Origin of the sequence: Planobispora rosea (assembly GCF_014648175.1) — a bacterium.
GTDB classification, from domain to species: Bacteria; Actinomycetota; Actinomycetes; order Streptosporangiales; family Streptosporangiaceae; genus Planobispora; species Planobispora rosea.
Window position 1 is genome coordinate 91,477 of sequence record NZ_BMQP01000019.1, and the last position, 20,791, is coordinate 112,267.

19 protein-coding genes are annotated in these 20,791 nt (G+C 73.6%); 12 read left to right on the forward strand and 7 right to left on the reverse strand.

What is annotated here, in order from left to right; genetic code table 11:
• Window positions 1-100: 100 nt before the first annotated feature.
• On the reverse strand, window positions 101-1,207 hold the full coding sequence (locus tag IEZ08_RS20205; protein ID WP_229803326.1) for a cation diffusion facilitator family transporter: 1,107 nt from the start codon (window positions 1,205-1,207) through the stop codon (window positions 101-103).
• Between the two features lie 75 nt (window positions 1,208-1,282).
• On the opposite strand from IEZ08_RS20205, the gene IEZ08_RS39655 reads away from it, so the two are divergent.
• Both IEZ08_RS39655 and IEZ08_RS20210 read left to right on the forward strand, forming a co-directional pair.
• Window positions 1,283-1,423 carry a hypothetical protein gene (locus IEZ08_RS39655; RefSeq protein ID WP_229803327.1) on the forward strand — a complete coding sequence of 47 codons (141 nt, stop codon included), beginning with the start codon at window positions 1,283-1,285 and terminating at the stop codon, window positions 1,421-1,423.
• Window positions 1,424-1,461: 38 nt separating this feature from the next.
• A complete protein-coding gene (locus IEZ08_RS20210) occupies window positions 1,462-1,782 on the forward strand; it encodes an ArsR/SmtB family transcription factor (RefSeq protein ID WP_229803328.1) in 321 nt (106 codons plus the stop codon).
• Window positions 1,783-1,936: 154 nt separating this feature from the next.
• Here IEZ08_RS20210 and thrS read toward each other — a convergent pair whose 3' ends face one another.
• Entirely contained in the window at window positions 1,937-3,904 is a 1,968-nt protein-coding gene (gene thrS, locus IEZ08_RS20215) for a threonine--tRNA ligase (RefSeq protein ID WP_068924268.1), read from the reverse strand.
• 139 nt (window positions 3,905-4,043) lie between these two features.
• On the opposite strand from thrS, the gene dapD reads away from it, so the two are divergent.
• Window positions 4,044-5,021, forward strand: a complete 978-nt coding sequence (gene dapD, locus IEZ08_RS20220; RefSeq protein WP_189242675.1) for a 2,3,4,5-tetrahydropyridine-2,6-dicarboxylate N-succinyltransferase — start codon at window positions 4,044-4,046, stop codon at window positions 5,019-5,021.
• 4 nt (window positions 5,022-5,025) lie between these two features.
• Window positions 5,026-5,673: a phosphatase PAP2 family protein gene (locus tag IEZ08_RS20225; protein ID WP_068924270.1), complete on the forward strand. Its 648-nt coding sequence runs from the start codon at window positions 5,026-5,028 to the stop codon at window positions 5,671-5,673.
• Between the two features lie 108 nt (window positions 5,674-5,781).
• On the opposite strand, the gene IEZ08_RS20230 is transcribed toward IEZ08_RS20225, so the two are convergent.
• Complete coding sequence (locus tag IEZ08_RS20230) at window positions 5,782-6,192, reverse strand: nuclear transport factor 2 family protein (RefSeq protein ID WP_189242676.1); 411 nt, start codon at window positions 6,190-6,192, stop codon at window positions 5,782-5,784.
• A 146-nt stretch (window positions 6,193-6,338) separates the two neighbouring features.
• The gene (locus IEZ08_RS20235; RefSeq protein WP_189242677.1) at window positions 6,339-6,929 is read right to left on the reverse strand and encodes a dihydrofolate reductase family protein; all 591 of its coding nucleotides are present in this window, start codon (window positions 6,927-6,929) and stop codon (window positions 6,339-6,341) included.
• A 211-nt stretch (window positions 6,930-7,140) separates the two neighbouring features.
• On the opposite strand from IEZ08_RS20235, the gene IEZ08_RS20240 reads away from it, so the two are divergent.
• Window positions 7,141-7,704: a DUF6434 domain-containing protein gene (locus IEZ08_RS20240; protein ID WP_068924272.1), complete on the forward strand. Its 564-nt coding sequence runs from the start codon at window positions 7,141-7,143 to the stop codon at window positions 7,702-7,704.
• A gap of 122 nt (window positions 7,705-7,826) precedes the next feature.
• Entirely contained in the window at window positions 7,827-8,390 is a 564-nt protein-coding gene (locus tag IEZ08_RS20245; protein ID WP_176728537.1) for a PadR family transcriptional regulator, read from the forward strand.
• A 46-nt stretch (window positions 8,391-8,436) separates the two neighbouring features.
• Here the strand turns inward: IEZ08_RS20245 and IEZ08_RS20250 are convergent, their stop codons facing one another.
• Entirely contained in the window at window positions 8,437-9,054 is a 618-nt protein-coding gene (locus IEZ08_RS20250; RefSeq protein ID WP_189242690.1) for a response regulator, read from the reverse strand.
• Window positions 9,055-9,142: 88 nt separating this feature from the next.
• Window positions 9,143-10,360, reverse strand: a complete 1,218-nt coding sequence (locus IEZ08_RS20255; protein WP_229803329.1) for a sensor histidine kinase — start codon at window positions 10,358-10,360, stop codon at window positions 9,143-9,145.
• Between the two features lie 136 nt (window positions 10,361-10,496).
• Between IEZ08_RS20255 and IEZ08_RS20260 the strand changes: the two genes are divergently transcribed.
• Both IEZ08_RS20260 and IEZ08_RS20265 read left to right on the forward strand, forming a co-directional pair.
• On the forward strand, window positions 10,497-11,435 hold the full coding sequence (locus IEZ08_RS20260; protein ID WP_189242679.1) for an ABC transporter ATP-binding protein: 939 nt from the start codon (window positions 10,497-10,499) through the stop codon (window positions 11,433-11,435).
• The gene (locus tag IEZ08_RS20265) at window positions 11,429-13,825 is read left to right on the forward strand and encodes an ABC transporter permease (protein ID WP_203863421.1); all 2,397 of its coding nucleotides are present in this window, start codon (window positions 11,429-11,431) and stop codon (window positions 13,823-13,825) included. The genes IEZ08_RS20260 and IEZ08_RS20265 overlap by 7 nt, the downstream gene beginning before the upstream one ends.
• A 66-nt stretch (window positions 13,826-13,891) precedes the next feature.
• Here the strand turns inward: IEZ08_RS20265 and IEZ08_RS20270 are convergent, their stop codons facing one another.
• Entirely contained in the window at window positions 13,892-14,767 is an 876-nt protein-coding gene (locus IEZ08_RS20270) for a bile acid:sodium symporter family protein (protein ID WP_068924277.1), read from the reverse strand.
• A 262-nt stretch (window positions 14,768-15,029) separates the two neighbouring features.
• Here IEZ08_RS20270 and IEZ08_RS20275 point away from each other — a divergent pair, with 262 nt between their 5' ends.
• The 4 genes from IEZ08_RS20275 to ligA all read left to right on the forward strand — a co-directional run bounded on the left by IEZ08_RS20275 (window position 15,030) and on the right by ligA (window position 20,761).
• Window positions 15,030-15,899, forward strand: coding sequence for a DUF4394 domain-containing protein (locus IEZ08_RS20275; RefSeq protein WP_068924278.1), 870 nt, complete (start codon window positions 15,030-15,032; stop codon window positions 15,897-15,899).
• Window positions 15,900-16,023: 124 nt separating this feature from the next.
• Window positions 16,024-16,986 (forward strand): MBL fold metallo-hydrolase, encoded by a 963-nt coding sequence (locus IEZ08_RS20280; protein WP_068928912.1) that lies wholly within the window; start codon window positions 16,024-16,026, stop codon window positions 16,984-16,986.
• Window positions 16,965-18,494, forward strand: coding sequence for an FAD-dependent monooxygenase (locus tag IEZ08_RS20285; protein WP_068924279.1), 1,530 nt, complete (start codon window positions 16,965-16,967; stop codon window positions 18,492-18,494). Before IEZ08_RS20280 ends, IEZ08_RS20285 begins: the two co-directional genes overlap by 22 nt.
• A 149-nt stretch (window positions 18,495-18,643) precedes the next feature.
• A complete protein-coding gene (gene ligA, locus IEZ08_RS20290; RefSeq protein WP_189242680.1) occupies window positions 18,644-20,761 on the forward strand; it encodes an NAD-dependent DNA ligase LigA in 2,118 nt (705 codons plus the stop codon).
• The last annotated feature ends 30 nt before the right edge of the window (window positions 20,762-20,791 follow it).

Below are 20,791 nucleotides of genomic sequence, written 5' to 3' on the forward strand. Positions count from 1 at the left end.
AGATCGGCAAAGTCATCAAGAACGAGGCGAGACACCCGTCCACTCTGCGACGGGGCATTCCACCTGTCAACGACCAGTGACGGCTCCATCACACATCGTGTCAGCCACCGGGCGGGGAGGGTCGGGACGGTCGGCGAATCCGACCGGCGGGAGGGGGGCCGTACGGCTCCCGGCGTGTCGTGGGAACCCCGCCGGGCGGGCGGCGGGATTCGCCGGAGAGGAGCGCCGGGACCTCGGAGCGGGCGGCGAGGCCGGGCCGCCGGTGCGCGGTCAGGGACGCGTGGTGGTCCGTCCCGTCGGGGCCGTCGGGATCGGCGTGCACGGTGGCGGCGCTCAGGCGGGGCAGGTCGTGGATGAGCCGGTGCTCGGCCGCCACCGCCACGGCGTGCGCCTCGACCAGCGGGAGCTCGTGGCCGACCTGGATGTCGACCTCGGCGCGCAGCTCATGTCCGATCCAGCGCAGCCGTACCGACCCGACACGCCTGACGCCGGGCACCGCGGAGAGGATCCGTTCCGCCTCGTCGACCAGGTCCGGGTCCACGGCGTCCATCAGCCGGTGGTAGATCTCACGGGCGGCCTCCCGCAGCATGAAGCAGATGGCCACGGTGATCAGCAGCCCGACGATCGGGTCGGCGACCGGGAAGCCCAGCGCCGCACCGCCCGCGCCGAGGAGGACCGCCAGCGAGGTGAACCCGTCGGTGCGGGCGTGCAGGCCGTCGGCGACCAGGGCGGCCGAGCCGATCTCCCGGCCCGCCTTGATCCGGTAACGGGCGACCAGCTCGTTGCCGAGGAACCCGACGAACCCGGCCGCGGCCACCCAGCCCAGCGCGCGCACGTCCCGGGGCTCGATCAGGCGGGTGACGGCCTCATAGCCCGCCAGCGCGGCCGAGGCCGCGATGAGCAGCACGATGACGATTCCGGCGAGGTCCTCCGCCCGGCCGTAGCCGTAGGTGAAGCGGCGGGTGGCCGCCCGCCTGCCCACCGAGAAGGCGATGGCCAGCGGGACCGCCGTCAGCGCGTCGGCGAAGTTGTGCAGCGTGTCGCCCAGCAGCGCCACCGAGCCCGAGAAGGCGACGACGACCGACTGGACGACGGCGGTGAGGACGAGGACGGCGAACGAGACGCCCAGGACCCGCATGCCCCGGCCGCTGGCCTCCAGCGCCGTGTCCGTCCTGGCGGCGCTGTCATGGTCGTGCGGGGTGAACACGTGTCTGATGCCGGCCGGCAACCACCTGACGCGACGATCGCGCCCGCCTCCATGCCCGTGCCCGTGACCCTGCCCGTGACCGTGACCCTGCCCGTGACCATGTCCGCGCCCGTGACCGTGATCGCGCCCGTGCCCATGACCCTGCCCATGATCGCGCCGATCCGGCATGCCCGCCTCCCGGTTGCCGAGGATACCGAGGCAGGCGAGTATATGTAGTCATGTACGCACGCGACAACGAATCAGGTGCCAACAGTGTGCAGGAGCAACCCACTGACGCTCAGGTGGAGACGGCCGTCGAAGCGTTCCGCATGCTCAGCGACGGCACCCGGCTGCGGCTGATGTGGCTGCTCTCCTCGGGGGAGTACGACGTGTCCTCGCTGGCCGAGGCGATCGGCGTCGCCCGGCCGTCGGTCTCCCAGCACCTGGCCAGACTGCGCCACGGGGGCCTGGTGGAGACGCGCAGGCAGGGACGTCGCGTGGTGTACCGGGCCCGGGACGCGCACGTCCGCGCGCTCATCAAGGAAGCCCTCTTCCACGCCGACCACGAGGTCTCCGGCATCCCCCGGCACGACTAGGCGAAATCGGCCCCACGCGCCGCCGGACCGTCTCCGGGCCGAGGGGCTGACGCCCCGGGCGTGCTTGAACGCCGCACCGGAGGCGGTCGGGTCCCCGTACCCGACCGCCCGATCACGGCACTCGAAGCGCGGCGCCCAGGCCTGGAGGCGGCGCTCAGACCTGGAGGCGGCGCTCGATCGCGTCGACGATCTCGTTGAGCGCCTGGTCCACCGGGACGCCGTTCTTCTGCTCACCGTTGCGGAAGCGGAAGGAGATCGCACCGCCTGCGATGTCCTCGTCGCCCGCCAGCAGCATGAACGGCACCTTGGCCTTCTGCGCGTTGCGGATCTTCTTCTGCATCCGGTCGTCGGAGGCGTCCACCTCGATCCGGACGCCCCGCTCGCGGGCCTTCTTGGCCACGTCCTGCAGGTACGGCACGTGGGCCTCGGCGATCGGGATGCAGACGGCCTGCACCGGGGCGAGCCACGGAGGGAAGGCGCCCGCGTAGTGCTCGACCAGCACGCCGAAGAAGCGCTCGATCGAGCCGAACAGCGCGCGGTGGATCATGACGGGCCGCTGGCGTGAGCCGTCGGCCGACTGGTACTCCAGCTCGAAGCGCTGCGGCAGGTTGAAGTCCAGCTGGATCGTGGACATCTGCCAGGAGCGGCCGATCGCGTCACGCGCCTGCACCGAGATCTTCGGCCCGTAGAACGCCGCGCCGCCGGGGTCGAGGACGAGCTCCAGGTTCTCCGACTCGGCGACCTCGCGCAGCGTCTGGGTGGCCTCCTCCCAGTCCTCGTCGCTGCCGACGAACTTGACCGGGTCCTTGGTGGACAGCTCCAGGTAGAAGTCGCTCAGGCCGTAGTCGCGCAGCAGGTCGAGCACGAAGCGCAGCAGCGAGGCCAGCTCGTCGCGCATCTGCTCGCGGGTGCAGTAGATGTGCGCGTCGTCCTGGGTCAGGCCGCGCACCCGGGTCAGGCCGTGGATCACGCCGGACTTCTCGTAGCGGTAGACCGTGCCGAACTCGAACATCCGCAGCGGCAGCTCGCGGTAGGACCGCCCGCGCGCCCTGAAGATCAGGTTGTGCATCGGGCAGTTCATGGGCTTGAGGTAGTACTTGGCGCCTTCCAGCTCCATGGGCGGGAACATGCCGTCGGCGTACCAGTCGAGGTGGCCGGAGACCTTGTACAGGTTGTCCTTGGTGATGTGCGGGGTGTTGACGAAGGAGTAGCCCGCCTCCTCGTGCCGGCGCCGCGAGTAGTCCTCCATGAGCTTGCGGATCACCCCGCCCTTGGGGTGGAAGACCGGCAGGCCCGAGCCCAGCTCGTCGGGGAAGGAGAACAGGTCGAGCTCGGCGCCCAGCTTGCGGTGGTCGCGCTTCTCGGCCTCCTCCAGCAGGTGCAGGTACTCGTCCTGCCGCTCGCGCGACTCCCAGGCGGTGCCGTAGATCCGCTGCAGCTGCGGGTTCTTCTCGCTGCCCCGCCAGTAGGCGCCGCCGGAGCGCATCAGCTTGAACGCCGGGATGGACCGGGTGCTCGGCACGTGCGGGCCGCGGCACAGGTCCTTCCAGCACAGCTCGCCGGTCTTGGCGTCGAGGTTGTCGTAGATGGTCAGCTGACCGGCGCCCACCTCGACGCTCTCCTCGTCGGCCGCGCCGCCCTTGAGGCCGATCAGCTCCAGCTTGTACGGCTCGGCGGCGAGCTCCTCGCGGGCCGCCTCGTCGGAGACCGGACGGCGGGAGAACAGCTGCCCCTGCTTGACGATCTCGCGCATGCGCTTCTCGATGCGCTTGAGGTCGTCGGGAGTGAACGGGGCGGCGACGTCGAAGTCGTAGTAGAAGCCGTTCTCCACGGGCGGGCCGATGCCCAGCTTCGCCTCCGGGAAGATCTCCTGGACGGCCTGGGCCATGACGTGCGCGGTGGAGTGGCGGATGATGGCCCGGCCGTCGGCGCTGCCGGCCTCGACCGGCTCGATCACGTCGCCGTCGGACACGGGAGCCGCGAGATCCTTCAGCTCGCCGCCGGCCCGGGCGGCGACCACGGAGCGGCCGTCGGCGCCGAGGACCTCGCCGTACGTCGTGCCCCCCGCCACCACACGCTCGGCTCCGGCGAGGGTGATACGAAGTCCTGGCACGGCAGACACGGTTGCTCCTTCATCGAACTCATCGAGCTTGGCGAGTTTCTTCGAGTGGTCAGGGAACCGATGCTACCGGTGTCCGCCGTACGGAATCTCAGGTACCACCGGCCGGACGATCTCAGTGGCATCACTAGTCTTTGTTGTTGTGAACGAAGCAGCTCAGATTTCCGGCGCGTACGGCGTCGGCATCGCCACCATCACCTCTGACGGGACCGTTCTCGACACCTGGTTCCCCGCCCCCCGCCTGGGCGAGCCCTCCGCGGCCGGCACCCGGCGGCTGACCGCGCAGGAGGCCGAGGCCGCCCTCGGCTCCGCCGCCGCCGCGCTGCTCGGCCCGGACGAGGCCCGGGGCGTGGAGGTGGTCGCCGTGGAGACCGGGATCGCCAAGCTGTCGGAGCCGCCCGCCGACGCGCACGACGCCTACCTCCGTCTCCACCTGCTCTCCGCCCGCCTCGTCGCGCCGCACGGGCAGAACCTGGACGGCCTGTTCGGCCTGCTGAGCAACGTCGTGTGGACCAACCACGGCCCGTGCCCGGTCGAGGGTTTCGAGGAGACCCGGCTGCGCCTGCGCGCCCGCGGTCAGGTGACCGTCTACGGCGTCGACAAGTTCCCCCGGATGATCGACTACGTGGTGCCGTCCGGTGTGCGCATCGCCGACGCCGACCGCGTCCGCCTCGGCGCGCACCTGGCCTCCGGCACGACGGTGATGCACGAGGGCTTCGTCAACTTCAACGCCGGCACGCTCGGCGCGTCCATGATCGAGGGCCGCATCTCGGCGGGCGTCGTCGTGGGCGACGGCTCCGACGTCGGCGGCGGCGCCTCGATCATGGGCACCCTGTCGGGCGGCGGCAAGCAGGTCATCTCCGTCGGGCAGCGCTGCCTGATCGGCGCCAACGGCGGCATCGGCATCTCCCTGGGCGACGACGTCGTGGTGGAGGCCGGTCTCTACGTCACCGCCGGGACCAGGGTCACCCTCCCCGACGGCCGGGTCGTCAAGGCCGCCACCCTCTCCGGCGCCTCCGGCCTGCTGTTCCGCCGCAACTCCACCACCGGCGCGATCGAGGTCATCCCCCGCGAGGGCACCGGCGTGGAGCTCAACAGCATCCTGCACGCCAACGACTGACGGGATGGCCGAGCAGGAGGCGGTGCCGGGCTCCCCGGCGGACGCGCCGATCGACTCCGGCGACTCCAGCGCGGGCACCCGGGTCGCGCGCTGGGTGACCGGGCTGTTCGCCCCGCAGGCGCTGGTCATCGGGCTGCCGCCGGTCATCGGGCTGATGACCGGCGGCTGGCCGGGCGCCGGCTGGGGGCTGATGGCCTCGGCGCTGTGCGGCGGGGTCCCGGCCGGAGTGATCATGGCCGGGGTCCGCGCCGGGCGGCTGGACTCCCACCACCTGGTGGACCGCGCGAGCCGGACCAGGCCGCTGCTGGTGGCGATGGTCGCGGTGATCGCGGCGCTGGTGCTGCTGGCCGTCCTGGACGCGCCCCGGCTCCTGGTGGCCACGGTGACCGCCATGCTGGCCGCGCTCGCCCTGACGGTCCCGATCACCCTGCGGTGGAAGATCTCCTTCCACGCGGCCGTGTCGGCGGGCACGGTGGTGCTCCTGGCCCACGTGCTGCCGGCCGTACCGACCCTGACGGCGGGCGCGCTGCTCGTGGCGCTGATCTGCTGGGCCCGGGTACGGCTCGAGCACCACACCTGGGCCCAGGTCGCCGCCGGGGTGGTCAGCGGCGCGGGCTCGGCGTGGGCGACCCTGGCGGCGTTCGGCATCTGAGCGCCGGCCGACCGGCACGTCGCGGGGCCCGTACCCGGCGGTGAGCGACGTCGGCCGGCAGCCGTTCCCGCCCTGACACCGCGGTCCGCGACGGTGGGCCGGCGGAGGTCACACCGCCGGCGGCGCGACCTCCCCCATCGCCTCGCGCCGGATCCGTTCGAACTGGGCGCCCATCGCCTCGGCCAGCGCGTTCGCTCCCGACAGCGGCCGGACCATGACGGTGAGCTCGCCGATGAGGCCGTCGTCGTCGAAGTGCAGGAAATCGGAACCGTGGACCTGCCTGCCGTTCACCGTCGCCCGGAACATGAGCACGTGGTCACGGCCGCCGGCGTCGGCGATCTCCCGGACGTAGTGGAAGTCCTCGAAGACTCTCATGACGCCGCGCAGGATCGCCGCCGTGATGGCCTTGCCGGGATACGGCTTGTAGGCGACCGGACTGATGAACACGACGTCGTCGGCGAGAAGCGCTTCCACGGCCGCGGCGTCGCGTGCCTCGACGGCCTGGCGGAACGGATGCATGCCCACCCCTAGTCAATTTGTTTACTATTCACGGCTGACAGTAGTTCCGCCGGGAGGCGTTGTCCAGGCATCGGCAGCCGTCCCGTCGCACCGCCGACCACGCTGGAGGGCGGGCAGGAGCGCCCGCGTGCGAGCCGAGCCGCGCGCTACCGGCGCACGTCGTACCGGAGGTGAGTGACGCGGTCGCCTTGGACGATCTCCGGGTCGCCGAGGAGCACCAGCGGGCCGTCGTAGGCGCCGAAGAACCGTACGCCCTTGCCGAAGACCACCGGGACCAGGTCGACCTGGAGTTCGTCCACCAGGCCGGCGGCCAGGGCCTGGCCGAGCAGGTCGCCGCCGGTCAGCGACACGTCCTTGTCCCCGGCGGCGGTCTTGGCCTGGGCGATCGCGCTCGCCAGACCGTCGGTGACGAACGTGAACGGCGCCTCGGGGAACGGCCAGTCCGCCGGCGGTTCGTGGGTCACCACGAAGACGGCGTCACCGGCTGCGGGGCGGCCGTTCCAGCCGTTGGTGAGGTCGAACAGCCGGCGACCGATCACGGCCGCTCCGATCCGCGGCCAGGTCCGCTCCATGTAGGCGGCGCTGGCGGCCGACACGTGGAAGACCCGCTCCGGGTCGCCGCCGTTGAAGGGGACGTCCCCGTTGCCGTACCAGTCGAAGAGCGGGCCCACCTGGCCGGACTCGTCGGCGATGAACCCGTCCAGCGACACCGTCGCGCTCGCGATCACCTTGCCCATGGTGCGCAGTCCTTTCTGAAGACCGGATCTGCCTGGGACGTCGGAGCCGACGCGCCGGATCGGACAACGGACCGGCACGATCCGCCGTCTTTTTTCCCGGCTTTTTCCGGCCTCTTTCCCGCCCTCTTTTCCCGCACTCTGTTTTCCGGGACGGGCGCCCGGATCGCAGGGGCGCCGGGGATTGTCGGGCGCCTCTGCCATTCTCGTCCCCATGACCGACCTCCGCCCCGCCCTCACCCCCGAGCTGACCGGACAGGAGCTGATGCGCTGGTACTGGCGCAAGGACGAGCTGGTCGCCCTCGCCCGGCGGATCGGCGCCGGCACCGGCGGCGGCAAGCACGACCTGCTGGCCCGTCTGGCGGCGGCCCTGGACGGCCGCCCCCTCCCGCAGCCGCCCCCGGCGGCCCGCAGGCCACCGGCAGCCCGGTTGCCCGAGCCGCTGACGCCGGACACCGTGCTTCCCGACGGACAGCGCTGCAGCCAGCAGCTGCGCGCCTTCTTCCGGGAGCGGATCGGTGCCGCCTTCCACTTCGACGCCGCGATGCGCGAGTTCATCGCCACCGGCGCCGGGCGCACCCTCGGAGAGGCCGTACGGCACTGGCACGCGACGCGTCAGGCCCCGCCCTCTCAGATCGGCGCCCAGTTCGAGCTCAACCGCTTCCTTCGCGACTGGCACGCGGCCCACCCCGGCGCCGGTCGCCACGAGGCCCTGCGAGCCTGGCGGCACCATCGCTCCCTGCCTGTCGAGGCCCGCCCCCGGATTCGAACCGGATGACGCTCGCACGGGGATCTCTCCTCGCGGCGGACGTGCCGGGACCTCGTCGGCTCACGCACCGCCGTGATCGAGCGGTATCACGCCGGCAGGCTCAGCGGCCGGCACGGTGCTACCTTGGGCGCGTGTCGTTGCGCCACGCGGTGATGGCCGCGCTGCTGGAGGGTGAGGCGTCCGGATACGACCTGGCCAAGGGGTTCGACGCGTCGGTGGCCAACTTCTGGATGGCCACGCCCCAGCAGCTGTACCGGGAGCTGGACAGAATGCAGGCCGAGGGCCTGGTCCGGGCACGGGTCGTCCGGCAGGAGCGCCGCCCCGACAAGCGGCTTTTCTCCCTGACCGGGACCGGACGCCGCGTGCTGCACGAGTTCACCGCCGCGCCGCCGCGGCCGGGTGCGATCCGCGACGAGCTGATGGTCAAGGTGCAGGCCGTTGACGCCGGTGACGTCGAGGCCGTGCGAGCCGCCGTCGAGGAGCGCATGGCCTGGGCCCAAGCCAAGATCGCCCGATACGAGCGGCTGCGCGCCCGGTTGCTGGACGGCCGCGGCGAGGAGGAGTACCTGGCGCGCGCCGAGCGCGTCGGCCCCTATCTGACGCTGATGCGCGGTCTGGCCTTCGAACGCGAGAATCAGCGGTGGGGCGAATGGGCTCTGGCCGTGCTCCGGCGGCGTTCGGCCGCGACCGGGTGAGGTTCCGGGAAACCGGCCGGCGGCGGACAGGACGGACGGCCGGGGTTCAGGATCTCAGGTAGGCCAGGACGGCCAGGACCCGGCGGTGGTCGTCCGGGGCCGGGGGCAGGTCGAGCTTGGTGAGGATGCCGGCGATGTGCTTGGCGACGGCGGCCTCGGTCACCACGAGCGCGCGGGCGACCGCCGCGTTGGAGCGGCCCTCCGCGACCAGGGCGAGGACCTCGCGCTCCCGCGGGGTGAGGCGCTGGAGCGGGTCCCGGCGCCGGGCGAGGAGCTGTTTGACCACCTCGGGGTCCACGACCGTGCCTCCGGCCGCCACCCGCTCCAGCGCGTCGGCGAACTCCGTCACGTGGCCGATCCGGTCCTTGAGCAGGTAGCCGATGCCCGGCCCCATGATCTCCTCGACATACGCCTGCTGGACGTACTGGCTGAGGACCAGCACGGGGAGGGCGGGACGCGCCCGGCGCAGGGTGAGGGCGGCGCGCAGGCCCTCGTCGGTGAAACCGGGGGGCATCCGCACGTCGGTCACCACGATGTCCGGCGCGTGCTCCTCGACGGCGGCGACGAGAGCGGGGGCGTCGCCCACGGCGGCGGCCACGGTGTGACCGAAGCGCTCCAGCAGGCCGACCAGCCCCTCACGGAGCAGTACGGAGTCCTCCGCCATGACTACCCGCACAACGCACCTCTCCCGATCACGATCACCCTACGCCCTCCACCGGAACCATGATCGACGAATCGCCCTCCGGCCGGGATCACCCGCACGGGATCTCCACCCGCACCACGGTCGGCCCCCCGGCCGGACTGGACACCGAGATCCCGCCGCCCACCGCCGCGACCCGGTCGGCCAGCCCGGCCAGCCCGGTCCCCCCGGCCGGATCGGCCCCGCCGATCCCGTCGTCGCGGATCTCCATCATGAACGTCTCCCCCGCCATGCGGCCCCGGATCCGGCAGCGGCCCGCCCGGCTGTGCCTGGCGACGTTGGCGAGCGCCTCGGTGATCACGAAGTAGGCCGCGGCCTCGATCGGGGCGGGCAGCCTGCCGGGCAGCACGATGTCGACCTCGGCCGGGACGGGCGAGCGCCCGGCCACGTCCGAGGCGGCGTCGGGCAGACCCAGGTCGGTGAGGACCTTCGGGTGCACGCCGCGGATCAGCTCGCGCAGCTCGGCCAGGGCGAGCAGCGCCTGCTCGTGCGCCTCGGCGACCCGCACGGCCGCCGGGGAACCCGGTTCCAGGTCCAGTCCGGCCATCCCCAGCGTCAGCGTGAGCGCGACCAGCCGCTGCTGCGCGCCGTCGTGCAGGTCCCGCTCGATCCGGCGCCGCTCCAGCTCGAAGGCGTCCACCAGGCGGGCCCGGGAGCGGACGACCTCGACCAGCTCGGCGTCACGGGGGGCGAGGATCACCCGGGTCAGCGTCGCCCGCGTCCCGGCCCAGGCCGCCATGGGGTAGGCCGCGATCGGCAGGAGCACGGCCCCGGCCACGGCCGTGCCCAGTCCCAGCCCCAGTGACGCGTCCGGCTGGAACGGCCCCGACAGGAGCATGAGGGGGAACCAGAAGGACAGGCCGACCACCGTCAGGTCGATCCACCCCAGGACGAGCAGCGCGAGCAGCGTGTACCCGAACTCCCGCCAGGTGGCCTCCTCCCGCAGGCGGGTGCGCAGCCAGGCGCGCGGGCCCGGCCCGGGAGGCGTGCCGTGCGCGTCCGGGACGGGCGCGGAGTCGATCAGCCGCAGCCGCCACCGCTCGAGCCGCCCGACCACGAACCCGCCGCACGCCACGGTGAGCGTGCCGAGTGCCAGGGCCACGGGAGCACCGAGGAGGACGGCGACTTCGATCAGGGTGAGCGCGGCGATCCCGAACAGCGCGCCGGACAGCAGGTACCCCAGGGACCGCCACGGCCACGAGGAGCGCAGGAAGCCCAGCGGCTGCCGGGTGAGCGCCTCCAGCACGGTCCGGCCGGCCCTGAGCGTCACGGCGGAGCCTTTCGCCGGAGATTCATGATCCGACCGTAACCACTCCCCGTGGGAGGGCGCAGTAGTGCCAGGTGTAGTCCCGTTCCTCGCACCACCGCCAATGTGCCGCGGGACCGGCCCGCAGTTGGCTTGCCCCATGACGACTTCCGCTTCCACGACGCCGCGCGCGGTGACGGACGAGCCCGTCCAGCTGTGGTCCGTGCGCAAGGTGTACGGCTCCGCGGCCGGCGAGGTGACCGCGCTGGACGATGTGACCGTCTCCTTCCGGGCGGGCACCTTCACCGCCGTGATGGGCCCCTCCGGCTCCGGCAAGTCCACCCTGCTGCACTGCGCGGCCGGGCTGGACCGGCCCACCGACGGCAAAGTGATCATCGACGGGACCGACCTCGGCCCGCTGGGCGAGACCGCGCTGACCCTGCTGCGCCGCAGGCGGATCGGGTTCGTGTTCCAGGCCTTCAACCTCGTCTCGGCCCTGACCGCCGAGCAGAACGTGGCGCTGCCGCTCCGGCTGGCCGGGCTCCGGCCTCGGGGCGTGGAGGTGCGGGCGGCGCTGGCCGAGGTGGGGCTGGCGGACCGGGCCCGGCACCGGCCGGGCGAGCTGTCCGGCGGGGAGCAGCAGCGGGTGGCGATCGCCCGCGCGCTGGTCACCCGGCCGTCGGTGCTCTTCGCCGACGAGCCCACGGGCGCGCTGGACCGGGCGACCTCGCGGGACGTGCTCAGGCTGCTGCGCGACCTCACCGGCCGCCGGGGTCAGACGGTGGTCATGGTGACCCACGACCCGGTCGCCGCGTCCTACGCCGACCGGGTGCTCCTGCTGGCCGACGGCCGGGTGGTGGACGAGTTCACCGCAGCCGACACCGGTCCCGGGCACGCTGATCCCGGGCACGCTGATCCCGGGCACGCTGATCCCGGGCACGCTGATCCCGGGCACGCTGATCCCGGGCACGCCGGCTCCGGTGGCTCCGGCTCCGGTGGCTCCGGCTCCGGTGGCGCGGCGGGCCGCGCACCGGCCGGACCGGGGCTGAGCCCCGAGCTGATCGCGTCGCGGATGGCCGCCCTGGAGGCGTCGTGCTGAGGACGGGTATGGCGATGGTGCGGGGCCGGTGGGCCGGCTTCGCCGGGGCGTTCGTCGCCCTCTGCCTGGGCGTGGCGCTCATCTCGATGACCGCGCTCATCCAGATGTCGGCCTCGCCGCAGGTCCCCGGCCGGTACGCGGGTACGCCCGTGCTGGTGCGCACCCCGGTCATCGAGCAGGCCGAAGGGGGCTTCCTGCAGGACCGCCCCTGGTCCCCGGAGACCGCCGCCGCCCTGGCCGGCCGCCTGCGCGGCATCCCCGGTGTGACGGCCGTCGTCCCCGACCGCCCCTTCTACGCCCAGGCCGTCGCCGGCGGACGCCCCGTCCCGGGAGACGTGCGGGGGTACGGCTGGTCGAGCACGGCGCTGGCACCGTACCGGCTGGTGAGCGGGAAGGCTCCCGCCCGGGACGGCGAGGTCGTGCTGGACCGGGCGCTCGGGCTCGCCCCCGGCTCCCCGGTCACCCTGCTCACCGCCGCCGGGCCGGTGCCGTACACCGTCACCGGAACCCTCGACGCGCCCGGGTTCCACGTGACCGACGCGGCGGCGGCCAGGTTGTCCGGCGGGGTACGGGTCATCGGCCTGGTGACCGCGCCGGACGCGGATCCGGCGCGGGTGGAGAGCGCGGCCCGCGCGATCGTCGGCGGCGCGGGCGAGGTGCTCTCCGGGGACGCGCGGGCGGCGCTGGAGTCGCGGGCCGACGAGCGGACCCGGTGGATCGGCATGCAGATCCTGGCGGCCATGACGGCCGTCTCCGGATTCGTGTCGGTGTTCGTGGTGGCGTCCACGTTCGCGTTCGGCGTGGTCCAGCGGCGGCGCGAGTTCGGGCTGCTGCGGCTGGTCGGGGCCACGCCCCGGCAGGTGCGGCGGATGGTGTACGGCGAGGCGCTGGCGGTCGGTTCCGCCGCGTCCGCGGCCGGGGCGGTGCTCGGCGCCGCACTGGCGCCCGCGTTCGGCGGCCTGCTGGTGGAGGCGGGGATCGAGCCGCCGGGCTTCTCGGTCCGGATCGAAGCGTGGCCGCCGGCCGCCGCGTTCGGCGCCGGGCTGGTGGTCGCGCTGCTCGGGGTCTGGTCGGCCTCCCGGCGGGCCGGGCGGGTGCGTCCGATGGAGGCGCTGCGCGAGGCGGCCGCGGACCGGCGGCCGATGACGCCGCCGCGGTGGATCGGCGGGGCGGTGTTCACCGCGGCGGGGACCTGGCTCGCCGTCTCCGCGGCCGGGGCCGGGCCGGACTCCGCCACCCGCGCGCTGTACGCCGCGATGGCGCTGATCCTGGCGCTGACCCTGCTGGCCCCGGCGATCGTCCCGCCGGTCGTGCGGGCGCTGTCGTGGCCGCTGACCCGCGGCCGGGGGGCGACCGGCGTGCTGGTGCGCGAGGGCATGCTGGCGGCGGTGCGCCGTACCGCGTCCACGACCGCGCCGGTGCTGGTCACCGTGGGCTTCGCCGTCCTGGTCACCGGCATGGTCCAGACGATGGCGGGCGCGGTCGCGACGGGCCGGACCACGGCGGTCCAGGCGCGGGCGGTGGTCGTGCCCGACGGCACGCCCGGCCTGTCGGACGCCGTCGTCGCCGCGGTGGACGGGATCGCGACGCTGCCCACCACGGTGTACGCCGAGGGGATGCCGCCGCTGGAGGCCGTGGGGGTCACCCCGGAGGCGCTGGCCCGGTCGGCGGACCTGCTGCGGGTCGTGGAGGGCTCCCTCGCGGACCGGGCGGGCGGAGACGGGGTGGTCGTGGCGCGCTGGCTGGCGGACGGGCACGGCTGGCGGCCCGGCACGCGACTGCCGCTGACGTTCGAGGACGGCCGTACCGAGACGCTGCCGGTCACGGCCGTCGCCGCCGACGCCCCGGCCGCCGTGCTGCTCCCCCGTGACGCCGTACGGTCCCACGACCCCTCGGCGCTGACCGAGGAGATCCTCACCGGCGCCGCCGTGCCCGGCGAGATCCTCGGCGGCCGGGTGCTCACCGCGGACGCCTACGCCAGGGCCGAGCGGGACGAGGACGACCGGCTGGTCTGGATCTTCACGCTGATCCTGGTCGGCATGGCGGTGGGCTACACCGGCCTGGCGGTCGCGAACACGATGATGATGTCCACGGTGGACCGGGCCCCCGACTTCCGGGTGCTGCGGATGTCGGGGGCCACTCCCCGGCAGGTGCTCGGGACGGTCGCCGCCGAGTCGGTCATCGTGGCCGCGCTCGGCACCGCACTCGGCGCGGCGGTCGCGCTGCCCGCGCTGCTGGGCGTGCGGTCCGCGCTGGCCGCGGGGATCGGCTCGGCCGTGGAACTGATCGTCCCGTGGCCGGTCGTGCTCGGCGCGGCCGGAGGCTGCCTGGTGCTGACGCTGGCCGCCTCGGTGATCCCGGCGCTGGCGGCCGTACGGCGCGCCCGCTGAACGTCCGCGGGCCGGGCCGGGCCGGGCGCGCGCCCGGCCCGCGGTGTCCCAGGCGGGGACCGGGTTTCAGGCGGGGACGGTGGCGCTCCGCGCCGCGCTCCGCCGCAGGAGAATCCCGGCGGCGGCCGCGGTGAAGAACATCAGCACGCCGTAGACGGCCGCCGGGACGGCGATCTCGGTGCTGCCCAGCAGGCTGATCGCCACGGTGATGGCCAGGGTGCTGTTGTGGATGCCGATCTCCATGCAGGAGGCGATGGCCTGGCGGGGCTCCACCCCGCTCAGACGCGGCGCCCAGTAGCCGACGGCCAGGCTCAGGACGCTGAACACCAGGGTGATCAGGCCGACCGAGGCGAGGTAGCCGCCGAGGTTCGCCGCCTCCTTGACGATCGCCCCGGCGATCACGGCCAGCAGGATCACCGCGGAGAGAATCTTGACGGGCTTCTCCATCCGCTGGGCGAAGCGGACGAACCTCGCCCGGACCGCCATGCCGACCGCGACGGGGATCAGCACGATCAGGAAGACCTGCGCGGTCTTGTCGAACTGCAGGCCGACCTGGCCGTCCCCACCCGCGAAGTGGGCGATGGCCAGGTTGGTGACCAGCGGCAGGGTGAAGACGGCGAGGACGGAGTTGATCGCGGTCAGCGTCACGTTGAGCGCGACGTCCCCGCCGAACAGGTGGCTGTAGAGGTTGGCGCTGGTACCGCCCGGCGAGGCGGCCAGCAGCATCATGCCGACGGCGAGACCGGGTGCCAGGCCGAAGGCGAGGACCAGCCCGAAGCAGATCAGCGGGAGCACGACGATCTGGCAGAGCAGGGCGACGAAGGCGGCCTTGGGATAGACGACCACGCGGCGGAAGTCCGCCACGGTCAGCCCCAGGCCGAGCCCGAACATGATGACGGCGAGGGCGGAGGGAAGAAAGACAGTGGTCAGAGCGGAGTCCACGGGCGATCCTTACCACTTGGGCCACTTGGGGGGATTGGCCGACAGAATCTCCGCCAGGGAACCGCGCTGTCCATAGCCCCGGTCATCCGTTGCCGATCTGATGCGGACCGGCTGGTCATGACGCCCTCCGCGGCGAAGGCTGCCCCCTCGTCTCTCGTCCGGATCGGCAACGGTGATCCCGCCACCCCGCCCGCGGAGGCATCCATGCACCGGACCCGCGCGAATGGAGGGCACGCACCTTCCCGAGCAGAGGAGACGAACGATGCGCAAGAAGCTGGCCCTCGCGGTCGCGGCGGCCTGCGCGTGCGTGGGAGCCGCGGCTCCCGCGTACGCGCAGGGCTCTGCGGCGCCCGCGGCACCCAAGGTCGTCGGCCTGACCGGCGACGGCACCCTGGTCACCTTCAGGGCCGACGCCCCCGCCCGGACGACGCGGCTGGGAAAGATCACTGGACTGGCGGGCGACACCGGGGTCGTCGGCATCGACTTCCGCGTCCAGGACCGGAAGCTGTACGCCGTGGGCGACAAGGGCGGCGTCTACACCGTCGGCGGTGACGCGAAGGCCAGGAAGGTCTCCCAGCTCACCGTGGCGCTCGACGGTACGGTCTTCGGCGTCGACTTCAACCCCGCGGCCAACCGCCTCCGGGTGATCAGCGACACCGGGCAGAACCTGCGGCACAACATCGACGACCCGGCGGGCGCGCCCGCCGCGGGGACCACGGCGACCGACGGCACCCTCACCGGCCCGCCGGTCCCGCCCGCCACGACCGGCGCGACCGCGACCGGGGTCTCGGGCGCCGGGTACACCAACAACGACCTCAGCGCGGCCACCGCGACCACGCTGTTCGACCTGGACACCACCGCCGACCAGGTCTCGGTCCAGTCCCCGGCGAACGCCGGCAGCCTCGCCCCCACGGGCAGGCTCGGGGTGGACGCGACCGGCGGCGCGGGGTTCGACGTCTTCAGCACCCTGCGCGACGGCGTCACCGTCTCCAACACCGCCTACGCCACGCTGAAGACCGACGGCGGCTACCGCTTCCACTCCGTCGACCTCCTGACCGGCGCGGCCGTCCAGATCGGCGCGTTCCCCGGGAACCGCCAGGTCGTCGACATCGCCGTGCGCCCCGGCGGCTGAACCACCGGCCGTACGGCCCGGCGGACGGGACACCGCCGTGCGGTGGGGTCGGCGGGCGCCCGCCGGCCCCACCGGAAGGTCCCTCACCCTGGCCATGGGCCGCGGCGGGGTGTACAGCTCGTTCATGACCGAAAAGCCGTTCGCCTCCTCCGCCGACCTGGCCGACAGGCAGCAGACCCTGGAGGTGCTCGCCGACGGGGTCTACGCCCTGACCGCCGAGGGCGACCCCAACGTCGGCGCGATCGAGGGCGAGGACTTCCTGGTGTGCTTCGAGGCCCTCGCCACCCCGGTCGCCGCCCGCGCGTGGCTGGAGCGCCTGCGCGAGCACACCGACAAGCCGGTCCGCCATCTCGTCCTGTCGCACTACCACGCGGTGCGCACGCTGGGCGCCTCCGCCTTCGGCGCCGATGTGATCGTCGCGCACGACGGCACCCGGAAACTGATCACCGAGCGCGGCAGGCAGGACTGGGCCTCCGAGCTGGCCCGCATGCCCCGGCTGTTCCGGGAGCCCGCCTCGATCCCCGGCCTGACCTGGCCGGATGTGACGTTCTCCGACCGGCTCACCATCGACCTGGGCGGGGACCGCGGTGAGCTGGTCCTGGCCCACTGCGGGCGGGGCCACACCGAGGGCGACCTCGTCGCCTGGCTGCCCCGCCACAGGATCATGTTCGCCGGGGACCTGGTCGAGTCCCGGGCCGCGCTGTACACCGGCGACGCCTTCCACCGCCCCTGGGCCACGACCACTCTCGACCGGGTCGCCGCCTTCGGTGCCGAGACACTCGTCGGCGGGCGCGGCGCGGTCACCCGCGGCCGGGAGGCGGTGGAGGCCGCCATCGGGCAGACCCGTGATTTCCTGACCACCATGCTGGACCGGGTCGGCCGCGTCCACGCCGCCGGCGGCACGCTCAAGGAGGCGTTCGCGGCGGCGCACGCCGCCCTGGAGCCCCGCTACGGCCGCTGGCCGATCTTCGAGCACTGCATGCCGTTCAACGTCTCGCGCCTGTGGGACGAGCTGTCCGGCGTCGACCGGCCGGTGATCTGGACCGCCGAGAGGGACCGAGAGGTATGGAACGCGCTCCAGTCGTGATCGCCGGGGCCGGGCCGGTCGGCCTGACGCTGGCCCTGCTGCTGGCCCGCCGGCGGGTGCCGAGCGTGGTGCTGGAGGCCCGGCCGTACCGGGACGCGGAGGGGTCGAGGGCGATCTGCTTCCAGCGCGACGTGCTGGACGTCCTCGACCGCGTCGGCTGCGCCGAGGAGATGGTCGCCGAGGGCGTCACCTGGACCACCGGGCGCACCTACTACCGCGAGCGGGAGCTGTTCTCCGTCACCTTCCCCGACCCGGGCGGGAGCCACTTCCCCCCGTGGATCAACATCTCCCAGGCGCGGGTGGAGGAGCTGCTGCTGGCCCGGGTACGGGACGAGCCGCTGGTCGAGCTCCGTTCCGGGCACGCGGTCACCGGCTACCGGCAGGACGGCGACGGGGTCGAGGTGGACGCCGGCGCGGCGGGCGGCGTGCGGGGCACCCACCTGGTCGGCGCGGACGGCGCGCGCAGCGCCGTCCGCCGGCTGGCCGGGATCGGCTTTCCCGGCCGCTCCTTCGACGACCTGTTCCTCATCTGCGACATCAAGGCCGACCTGCCCTTCCCCGACGAGCGCCGCTTCCACTTCGACCCGCCGTGGAACCCCGGGCGGCAGGTGCTGGTCCACCCGTGCCCGGACTCGGTCTGGCGGATCGACTGGCAGGTGCCGCCCGCGTTCGACGCGGCCACGGCCGACATCGACGCCATGGTGCGGCGCATCACCGGCGAGCGGCCGTACGAGATCGTCTGGCGGTCCCTGTACCGCTTCCACGAGCGGGTCGCCTCCTGTTTCCGGCGCGGCCGGGTCTTCCTGGCCGGGGACGCCGCGCACCTGTACGCGCCCTTCGGCGCCCGCGGCCTGAACTCCGGCATCCAGGACGCCGAGAACCTGGCCTGGAAGCTCGCCCTGGGCGGCGAGGGCCTGCTGGACAGCTACGCGCTGGAGCGGCGGGCCGCCGCCCTGGAGAACCTGAGGATCACCGGGAACACGATGGCGTTCCTGGTGCCGCAGGACGAGGAACGGTGGGAGCGGCGGCGCTCGGCCCTCGCCCGCGCCCTGACCGACCCCGCCGCCCGTGCCGAGATCGACTCCGGCAAACTGGCCGAGCCGTACTGGTACACGGACTCGCCGCTGACCACCTTCGGCGGCTCCGTGCCGGCCGAGCCGGGCGCGGTGCGCCCGCCGCTGCCCGGGGTCATCTGCCCCGACGGGCCGGTGACCGTCGCGGGCCGGGCGACGCGGCTGCGGCGGCTGTTCGGTTCCGGGTTCACGGTGCTGACGGCGCGCGCCGACCGCGTCGAGGAGGCCCGGACGGCCTGCGCGGGCGGGCCTCCCGTCACGGTGTACGGCCTGTCCGGCATCGACGCCGCGGGCGTGGTGACCCGCGCGCTGCGCGCCCGCGACGACAGTGTGCACCTGGTCCGGCCGGACGGTCACCTGGCCGCGGTGCTGCCCGCCTTCTCCGGTACGGCCCTGCGCCGGGCCCTCGACCGGGCGGCGGGGAACCCCCGGTGACGGGAAGATCGCGCGAGGTGACCTCCTCGGTGACGGGCGCGAGCCGGCTGCCTCGCCCGCCCCGCGACCGACCCCCGATCCGGCGGCTCCCCAGCTCACATCGTGTTTTCCGATCGGAGAATGTCGGTGCCGCCCGAGAGGATGGCCCCATGAACGACGCGCCCTCCCCCACCGTCCTGGCCGACCGGTCCGCCTACGCCGAAGCCGTGCAGCTGGCGGTCGACTCCGCGGCCGCCTACTACGGCGACGGCACCTCCCGGCTCGACGACGACGCCTACGACCGGCTGGTGCGCGGCATCGCCGCCTACGAGGCCGGCCATCCCGGCCACGTGCTGCCGGACTCCCCCACGGGCAAGGTCGCCGGCGGCGCGGTCGAGGGCGACGTCCCGCACACCACGCCGATGCTCAGCCTGGACAACGTCTTCTCACCCGAGGACCTCGCCCGGTGGGTGGCCGGGCTGGAGCGCCGCATAGGCCGCGGCGTCACCGCGTGGAGCGTGGAGCCCAAGCTCGACGGCATGGCCATCTCGGCCCGCTACCGGGCCGGCCGCCTGGTCCAGCTCGTCACGAGAGGCGACGGCGCCGCCGGCGAGGACGTCAGCCACGCCATCGGCACCGTCATCGGCCTGCCCGAGAAGCTCGCCGAGCCGGTCACGGTGGAGATCCGCGGCGAGGTCATGATGACCGCCGAGCAGTTCGAGGCCGCGTGCGCCAAGCGTCAGGCCCATGACGGCACCACGTTCGCCAACCCCCGCAGCGCCGCCGCCGGCACCCTGCGGGCCCAGGACCGGCCGTACGTGTGCGAGCTGACCTTCTTCGGCTACGGCGCGCTGCCGCTGCCTCCCGGCGACGCCTCCGAGCTCGCGACCCGGCTGCGCACCCTGCCGCACAGCCAGATCATGGACCAGGTCGCCGCCTGGGGCGTGGCCACCACCGCCGGCACCCCGGTCGCCGGGATCGTCGCCACCGCGGTGGAGGAGATCCAGGCCCGCATCGAGCAGATCGCCGCCGCCCGGGCCGGGCTGCCGTTCGGCATCGACGGCATCGTCGTCAAGGCCGACCTCGCCACCGACCAGGCCCAGGCCGGGTTCAGCTCGCGGGCGCCGCGCTGGGCGATCGCCTACAAACTCCCGGCCGTCGAGAAGATCACCAAGCTGGTCGGCGTGGAGTGGGCGGTGGGCCGGACCGGCGTCATCGCCCCGCGCGCCGTACTGGAACCGGTCGAGCTCGACGGCAGCGTCGTCACCTACGCCACACTCCACAATCCGGCCGACATCACCCGCCGCGGCCTGATGCTGGGCGACTCGGTAACCGTCTACAAGGCCGGCGACGTCATCCCCCGGATCGAGGCCCCGGTCGTGCATCTGCGCACCGGGCGCGAGCAGCCGATCGTCTTCCCCGAGGTCTGCCCGAACTGCGGTGACGCCATCGACACCGCACAGGAGCGCTGGCGGTGCGTGCGGGGGCGGGCCTGCCGCGCGCTGGCCTCCATCGTCTACGCCGCCGGCCGCGACCAGCTCGACATCGAGACCCTGGCCGAATCCCGCATCGTCCAGCTGCTGGAGGCCGGCCTCATCGCCGACTTCACCGACCTGTTCTTCCTGACCCGCGAGCGGGTCCTCGGCCTGGAGCGCATGGGCGAGGTCAGCACCGGCAAGCTGCTGGCCGCCATCGAGGCCGCCAAGACCCGGCCGCTCAGCCGGGTGTTCTGCGCGCTCGGCGTGCGCGGCACCGGCCGGTCGATGAGCCGCCGCATCGCCCGCCACTTCGGCACGATGGAAGCGATCCTGGCGGCCACCGCCGAGGACCTGCAGGCCGTCGAGGGCATCGGCCCGGAGAAGGCGCCGGTGGTGGTCGCCGAGCTGGCCGAGCTGCGCCCGCTGATCGACAAGCTCGTCGCCGCGGGCGTCAACATGACCGAGCCCGGCGCCGCCCCCGCCCCCGCCGCGTCCGACGGCAAGGACGGCCAGGGCGGCCAGGGCGGCCAGGGCGGTCAGGGCGCTGAACCGGCCGCCGGGCTGCCGCTGGCCGGCATGTCCGTGGTGGCCACCGGGGCGATGGGCGGCCCGCTGGCGGAGCTGTCCCGCAACCAGGTCAACGAGCTCATCGAACGCGCCGGCGGCAGGGCCTCGGGCAGCGTCTCGGCCAGGACCGCGCTGCTGGTCGCCGGCGAGAAGGCGGGCTCGAAGAAGGCCAAGGCCGAGGAGCTGGGCGTGAAGGTCGTCACCTGCGAGGAGTTCGCCGCCCTGGTGGCAGCCTTCCTGTGACACCCGGGGTTCCGGGGGCGGCCCGCCGAT

Coding starts and splice junctions, on each gene's coding strand:
- IEZ08_RS20280 (WP_068928912.1), top strand. CDS start 16,024: ATGACCGAAAAGCCGTTCGCCTCCTCCGCCGACCTGGCCGACAGGCAG.
- IEZ08_RS20230 (WP_189242676.1), bottom strand. CDS start 6,192: ATGCATCCGTTCCGCCAGGCCGTCGAGGCACGCGACGCCGCGGCCGTG.
- IEZ08_RS20225 (WP_068924270.1), top strand. CDS start 5,026: ATGGCCGAGCAGGAGGCGGTGCCGGGCTCCCCGGCGGACGCGCCGATC.
- IEZ08_RS20240 (WP_068924272.1), top strand. CDS start 7,141: ATGACCGACCTCCGCCCCGCCCTCACCCCCGAGCTGACCGGACAGGAG.
- ligA (WP_189242680.1), top strand. CDS start 18,644: ATGAACGACGCGCCCTCCCCCACCGTCCTGGCCGACCGGTCCGCCTAC.
- IEZ08_RS20275 (WP_068924278.1), top strand. CDS start 15,030: ATGCGCAAGAAGCTGGCCCTCGCGGTCGCGGCGGCCTGCGCGTGCGTG.
- IEZ08_RS20235 (WP_189242677.1), bottom strand. CDS start 6,929: ATGGGCAAGGTGATCGCGAGCGCGACGGTGTCGCTGGACGGGTTCATC.
- IEZ08_RS20285 (WP_068924279.1), top strand. CDS start 16,965: ATGGAACGCGCTCCAGTCGTGATCGCCGGGGCCGGGCCGGTCGGCCTG.
- IEZ08_RS20260 (WP_189242679.1), top strand. CDS start 10,497: ATGACGACTTCCGCTTCCACGACGCCGCGCGCGGTGACGGACGAGCCC.
- IEZ08_RS20250 (WP_189242690.1), bottom strand. CDS start 9,054: ATGGCGGAGGACTCCGTACTGCTCCGTGAGGGGCTGGTCGGCCTGCTG.